The 7071-nt window shown below is 26.5% G+C and carries 5 protein-coding genes and 1 tRNA gene; all 6 read right to left on the bottom strand.

The annotated features are described in order from the left end of the window. Nucleotides 1-139: 139 nt before the first annotated feature. The 6 genes from UDIV_RS04225 to UDIV_RS02655 all read right to left on the bottom strand — a co-directional run bounded on the left by UDIV_RS04225 (nt 140) and on the right by UDIV_RS02655 (nt 6595). Nucleotides 140-1270, bottom strand: coding sequence for a hypothetical protein (locus tag UDIV_RS04225; protein WP_051749481.1), 1131 nt, complete (start codon nt 1268-1270; stop codon nt 140-142). 332 nt (nt 1271-1602) lie between these two features. Next, nucleotides 1603-1684: transfer RNA gene (locus UDIV_RS02675), tRNA-Leu, on the bottom strand. Between the two features lie 54 nt (nt 1685-1738). Next, a complete protein-coding gene (gene mutM, locus UDIV_RS02670; protein ID WP_038102960.1) occupies nt 1739-2566 on the bottom strand; it encodes a DNA-formamidopyrimidine glycosylase in 828 nt (275 codons plus the stop codon). Nucleotides 2567-2590: 24 nt separating this feature from the next. Next, entirely contained in the window at nt 2591-3469 is an 879-nt protein-coding gene (locus tag UDIV_RS02665; protein ID WP_038102959.1) for a 5'-3' exonuclease, read from the bottom strand. Beyond that, entirely contained in the window at nt 3459-6380 is a 2922-nt protein-coding gene (gene dnaE, locus UDIV_RS02660) for a DNA polymerase III subunit alpha (protein WP_051749480.1), read from the bottom strand. The genes UDIV_RS02665 and dnaE overlap by 11 nt, the downstream gene beginning before the upstream one ends. After that, the gene (locus tag UDIV_RS02655; protein ID WP_038102958.1) at nt 6380-6595 is read right to left on the bottom strand and encodes a hypothetical protein; all 216 of its coding nucleotides are present in this window, start codon (nt 6593-6595) and stop codon (nt 6380-6382) included. The genes dnaE and UDIV_RS02655 overlap by 1 nt, the downstream gene beginning before the upstream one ends. Between the last annotated feature and the right edge of the window lie 476 nt (nt 6596-7071).

Raw genomic sequence — 7071 nt, 5'->3', positions numbered from 1 at the left:
GATCAACTGCCATCATTAAATTTTACTTTAATAATGTTGCAGTTGATCTTGCAATCGAGCAATACAAGGCAAATCCCTTGTATTTTTTTTTTTTTTTTTTAGTTTTTAGTTTTTAGTTTTTAGTTTTAATAGGTGTTATTTAGTTAGTTGAACCAAAATCCTTAATGAGAACTAATTCATCATTACGCGTGAATAGTGAGTTTTCATCTTCATAATCTAAACGGTATTTAGTTGAAGGTTTATTGGCTTGTTCGCTGTCATAAATACCATCTACGAAAATAGCAATTTTATCTTTGTTTTTTTTGAATTCAGATATATCAATATTAGATATGTCAATTTTATTATTATCTATTTTGTGAATTTGTCGCTGTAATTTTTTACTTGTTGTTCATTCATTTTGATAAAGTTGAAATAAATAAAGCCGAACATATTTATCTTTAATAGTTTGAATAGTATTACCACTAGGAGCAACCGATAGTTGTAGTTTGTTGTCAGACTCTGTTAGAATAAATTTAACAGGAGTTTTTTGTTTTTCTTCTTCAGTTAATACTCTTTTATTACTTTTAACTTTAACACCTATTTGTTTTGAAGCTAAATCAGTAGGTATAGCGACCTTGATTTGTTTATCCTTTGATATTTCTCCGAATCCATTATCTTTTTTGTTAGCGATATAGACATTGTTTAAGATAAATTTATCAGTTTGTCTTAAACCTCTAAAATCAATTGTGATTGGTTCATTTTCTTTTCAAATTTTGAGATCAATAATAGCTTTTTTAATTTCTTCTTTTTGATCCTTAATCTCAACTACAAGAACCTTATCATCTAATTTTTCTTCAGTTTTTAGTTTTTTAAGTAAAACTTTTAAATAACCTACATTTGAAGCCGGGTCTAAAGCAATAGATTCATCAGCACTTGGTAAGCTAATACTAAAGTTAGCATTTTTATTAGCAGATGGTGTTGTTGGTGTTGTATTAGAACCAGAAGAACCACCATTGTTTTCTGGATTTTGTGGTTGTGCACCTAACCCGTTCATTTGTTCATTATTTTTACTGCTTCCGCCATTATTTCCACCAGTAGAGCCACTAGTAGTTCCACCAGTATTATTACCACTCATTGAACCACTACCACTACCATTTTCAGTTCCTTGTTTTGGTTTTTCTGGTGTTTTAGATTTGTTTGGTGTACATGAAGCAATAATAATAGAAGATGATAATCCTAATGTAATAAGTGAACTAAAAAGTATTAGCTTTTTATTTATTTTTCTTTTCATACTAAATACCTTATCCCTTTTATTTTCTTTTTATCTTTATACTATATAAAATACTATTTATAAAACATTATTATTTTATTAATATCAATGTTTAAAAGTTTAACATAAATAATAAATTATATAACTAATATATAGAACTTATAATGGATTAAGTATTTTAGCTTTTAATATATCCTGGTTTATTAACTTTTCTAAAAACTTAAAATAAAGTTAATTAAATTCACACTAAAAACTAATAAATACTATTTATTAAGATAATAAAAACCTATCTTTAGTATGAAAATTATGAACTAAAGATAGGTTTGTGCATTGGTTGATGATTGATAATTTTATGGTGCTCGAAGTGGGACTCGAACCCACATGATTTCTCGGTTGATTTTGAGTCAACTGCGTCTGCCATTTCGCCATTCGAGCCTTTTAAGATACCATAGAATTATAATACAAATTAAAACAGTTTAAAGCAAAAATCTATTTTTGACATTTGCTACAATAATAAGTTCCCCGACCATTAACTTTGATCTTAATAATCGGGTTTTTACATGAAAAACACTCTTGTTTAGCTCTTGTATGCACTTTTAATAAACTCTGGAAAGTTCCTGATGATGTTGCATCAAATTTAAAAGTATGGATTGTTGTTCCTTTATGTTCAACAGCTAAAGCTAGAATTTGTGTTGATGCATCTGCTAAAAGTTGATATTGTTTTTTAGTAATTTTATTAGTTGGAGTATTTGGTAATACTTTTGCAGCAAAGCAAATCTCATCAGCATAAATATTACCAATCCCAGATACTTTGGTTTGATCTAATAAAGCAGTTTTAATAGCAATTGTTTTATTTTTAAATTGATGCATTAAATACTTAGCATCAAACTTCGGATCTAGAGGGTCAAGAGCAATTTTGTTTAACATCTTTTCATTTAAATATTGATCAGTTCTAAATAAGTGAAAAGTCCCAAATTGACGTGTATCATTATATCTTAACTCCATCTTATTATTGAATTTAAAGATGATGTGAGTATGAGCTAAATTAAAGAATTCACTTTCTTTTTGATAAAAGAACTTCCCTTCCATTCGTAAATGGACAACAAGCGTTAGATCATTATCTAAATGAAAAATTAAAAATTTACCAATTCTCTCTATTCTTTTAAAACTAGCATTAGTCAATGCTTGTTTAAATTCAGCTACAGTACAATTCTTTAATATCTTTTCTAGATTAACTGTGATATCTACAATTGGTTGGTTTAATACTACTTTATTTAAGTGATTAATAATGGTTTGGACTTCTGGTAATTCTGGCATAATCTATTCTCTTATTTAATAATCTTATTGTTTATAATAGTTTGCTACATTTTGAATCTTTAATTTAGTAAAGAATTGATCTAATTGATCAATCTTATATGGTTCTAAAACAAAGTCTTCTAGTTTAAAATCAACTAATAGTTTAGTATCAATGGTAGCTAGTTTTTTACACATCATCGCTTGTTCATAACTATTAATTAATTTATTTTTAGTTGATGGAGCTAAACTATCTATTTGTTCATAGATAGTTTCTAAGTCTTTATATTTAAGAATTAAACTAAGAGCTGTTTTAGCTCCTATTCCTTTAACTCCTGGTAAGTTATCACTAAGATCACCAACTAATCCTTTATAGTCTGTGATCTGATTAGGTAATAAACCATCATTAAAATCACTAAAATTAGAAATAGTATTAACTAATATATCATTAACACCCTTTTTAAGTAAACAAACAGATGTATTAGCATTAACTAATTGTAATAAATCTTTATCAGAACTATAAACATCTGTATAAATATCATATTTATTCATTAAACAAGCAAATGAACCAACAAAATCATCAGCTTCAATTCCTGGTTCAGCTATGGTTTTAAGACCCATTAAACTAAATAGTTCATAAATATAAGGTAGTTGGACAACTAGTTTATCATCCATTGGTTTTCTAGTTGCTTTATAGTTTTCATACTCCATTGCTCGTTTTGTTTTTGCTTTTGAATCTAAAGCAACTAGAGCATAATCATATTTTTGTTCGTTTAAGATTTTAAAAATCATAATACCAACTAGTTTAATAGCATTAGTTGGTAACATATTATTATCAACTGATCATTCTGCTTGTTTATAAGTAGCATGAAAAGCCCGATAAATTAGTGAATTAGCATCAATTACGACAGCTTTTTTATTGTTCATCTTTTATTTCCATTATCAATTCATCAACAACAATGAATTGATTCCATTTTTTAACTTTTAAAACATAGCTGTTGTTTTGTTTTAAGTTAGTAACTAAAACAGCTTTTGAATGAAAAATGGTTAAAGTAATATTAGTACTATTACAAATTCCATTTATATAAAAAATTGGTTTATTAGCTTTAGTGGTTGAGTTATTAATGTAATTAATTTTAAAGATAATGTTAATTCCATCTTCATCTAGTTCATCAATGTGATTAATAGTTACTCCATTGATTTCATTAATGATACTAACAGGAGCATTTAAATCAGCTAATCTGATTCCTAATAAATCTTCTTCAAATTTAATTAAATCATCTGCTTGATTAATACTTAGATCATTAGCGTATTCAATTCCATTTAGTGAGGTTTGTAAACCAGATGGTAGGGTTGTGTTTTCGTAGATGATCTCTAAGTTGTTTAAAATAAATCGTCGATTAACTAAAAACACATCAAAAGCTCCAGCTTTAATTAAAAGTTCAATGTTTTTAACAGTAACTTTAGCTTTTCTTAAAGCATTAACTGCTTCAGTATAATTGCTTATTTGGTTACGATCATTAATTGATAAAATCTTTTTAATTAATTCCTCTCCAACACCTTTAATCATTTTAAAACCAAATAAAATTGAATAAGTTTTAGTGTTATATCTAAAATCAGCAACTGAGTGTAAGAAATTAGGACCTAATAGTTTAATACCGTAATATTTAGCTTCTTTAATATAAGCTAATAATTTCTTTTCTTTTGAACTAGCACTATTTAATAAAGTAGCTAAGAATTCAATTGAGTAGTAATGTTTTAAATAAGCTAACCAATAGCTAATATATGAGTATGCTAAAGAATGGGATCTATTAAATCCATAATTAGCAAATTCTAAAATATTATTAAAGATTGATATTGCTTGGTTTTGATTAAAACCATTATTAATAGCTGCATTAATAAATTCAGATTGAAATGAAGCAAGTGCTTTTTCATCTTTTTTAGAAATTGCTCTTCTTAAGTTATCTGATTTAGGAGCATCAAAGTTAGCAATTGCTTGGGTAAGTTGAATTACTTGTTCTTGATAAACAATAATTCCATATGTTGGTTCTAAAATCTTTTTAGTTGTTTCATTTCAGTAATTAATGTTTTTATTAGAACTAAACCTACGTTGTACAAACTCATTAATGTGCTTTTGAGCCCCTGGTCGAAATAATGCAGAAACTATTGAAATATCTTCAACAGAACGTGGTTTAACTTGTTTAAGTACACGTCTCATTCCATATGATTCAAGCTGAAAAATACCTTCAGTTTTAGCTTGTGATAAATCATCAAAAACATTTTTATCATTATAATTAATTTTAGCTAAATCAATGGTTTTGTTTTGGGTTCTTTTAATTTGTTTAATAACATTATCAATGGTTGTTAAATTAATTAAACCTAACAGATCCATTTTAATTAAACCAAAGCGTTCTAAATACTCCATAGAGTATTGAGATAATAATCGATCATTGATGCCAATTTGAACAGGAATAATACTACTTAATTTTTGTTTAGATAAAATGATCCCTGCTGCATGTGTACTTATATTTCTTGGTGTATTAATTAATTGTTTAGCAATAGTAAACAATTGTTTATACATTTTATTAGCTTCAGTTAAATGTTTAGAATTAACTATTGCTTGATCTAAATCTTCATTATATTCTTCTTTAATGTTTTTGCATATGTTATTAATGATCAATTGATCAAAACCAAGAATCCGTCCAACATCACGAATTGCCATTTTTGCTTTCATTCGTCCAAATGTAACAATGTATGCAACATGATCATTTGAATACTTATTAAATAGATATTCAATTACTTCATCACGTCTACTATCCATAATATCTGTATCAATATCAGGCATACTAATTCTTGTTGGATTTAAAAATCGTTCAAAGATTAGATTGTTTTTAACTGGATCAACTTGGGTAATATATAAACAATAAGCAACTAAAGACCCAGCAGCACTTCCTCTTCCTGGTCCTACCATAATATTATTTGATCGAGCATAATCAATAAAGTCATAAACAATTAAAAAGTAGTCTTCAAATTGTTTTTGAATAATAATATCTAATTCATAATCAAGTCGACTAGTATATTCTTCTGGTAAATTAGTTTCTTGGTTTAGTCTTTTAGCTAATCCTTCATAACATAATTGTCTTAAGATTTGACTTGATATAACTGGACTTTTAGGATCATATGTAGGAATATTAATTGGTTGGTTTTTGATTTCTAAATCAATTTTGTTTAATATTTGATTTAGATTATCTATTCCTTTTTCATAATCTTTAATTATTAGTTTAGCTTCTGTTTCAGTTAATAAATAAGCATTATCAATTGAACTATCATCTTCATAATCAACTATTTTCTTATCATTAGCAATTGCTTTTAGTGCAAATGCTACTTCTTTATCTTCTTTATTTAAATAACAAGCTAAATTAACAGCTACATAATTAGCTAATGAACTATCATAGCTTTGATAGAAGTTGTTATGATCAAAACTAATTCCATGATTTCTAGCAATTAATATTGTATTTTCTAAATCTTTTAGATTTAAACTAAAAGGTTGATTAGTTAGTAGTTTTGATGATATATCAACAAGTACTAAATAACCTTCATAGTTTAATGCATACATCAAAAGATTAGTATTTAAATAGTTGAATTCAATTCCAACAATTGGTTTTAAATTAGCTTTTTTAGCTTTATCATAGAATTCAATACATCCATACATATTCTCAAAGTCACATAAACTAACATAACTTTGCTTCTGTTCTAAAGCAAAGTTTATTAAATCATTGATTTTAAGGGTAGATTGAAGGAGTGAATAGTTTGAACGAGCGTGTAAATTAACAAACATTAGGCGTTTTCAATTTCCTTAATTAATCGCTTAATAGTATCACGTTTCTTTTTATCTAAAGATTCATATTCAAGAGTGTATCTTAATTCTTCAAGAGTGTATTCTTCAAGTGGTTTAGCATCATTAATATCATTGATATCAAAGACAGCGGTTTGATCTACTTTTGAACGTTCAAAAGTGTTTTGAAAAGTTGGTTGTTTTTTATTGTTGTCCATAATAAATCCTTTTAACTACTTATCAAAATAAAATAGTTACATTTTAAATATTATACAAAATATAAATATTTTTAAATATACTCTTATTTATATATCTTAATCCTGTTATTTTGTTTTAAAACAAAAAACAGAGTAATAAGAGATTATATTTAGGTTATTGAATTGGTGTTTTTTAGTGGTTGTAATGGTTTGAAAAAGTAGGCTTAATGGGTTGGTTTTAAGTAGGTAGATGTTGTATCTTTTTAATTGGTATAACTAGGTTGTTCTATTAAATTGATATATTTAATGTTGTTTTTGGATTATTAGAATAGTTCTAAACTTATAATATTAGTTATTAGATAGATTTGTTAATTAGTTGAGTTTTAGAAAAAGTTTAGAAGGGGTATTTGAAGATGGAGAATATATTAGAGTTGATTAAGAGAGAGAGAGAGAGAGTTGAGTGGAAGAGATTAGGGGATGTTTGTGAGTTTAAAAAT

Source organism: Ureaplasma diversum NCTC 246 (genome assembly GCF_000731915.1).
GTDB classification, from domain to species: domain Bacteria; phylum Bacillota_I; class Bacilli_A; order Mycoplasmatales; family Mycoplasmoidaceae; genus Ureaplasma; species Ureaplasma diversum.
Note: the sequence above shows the minus strand (reverse complement) of the source record. Positions and strands in the feature narration are given on the sequence as shown.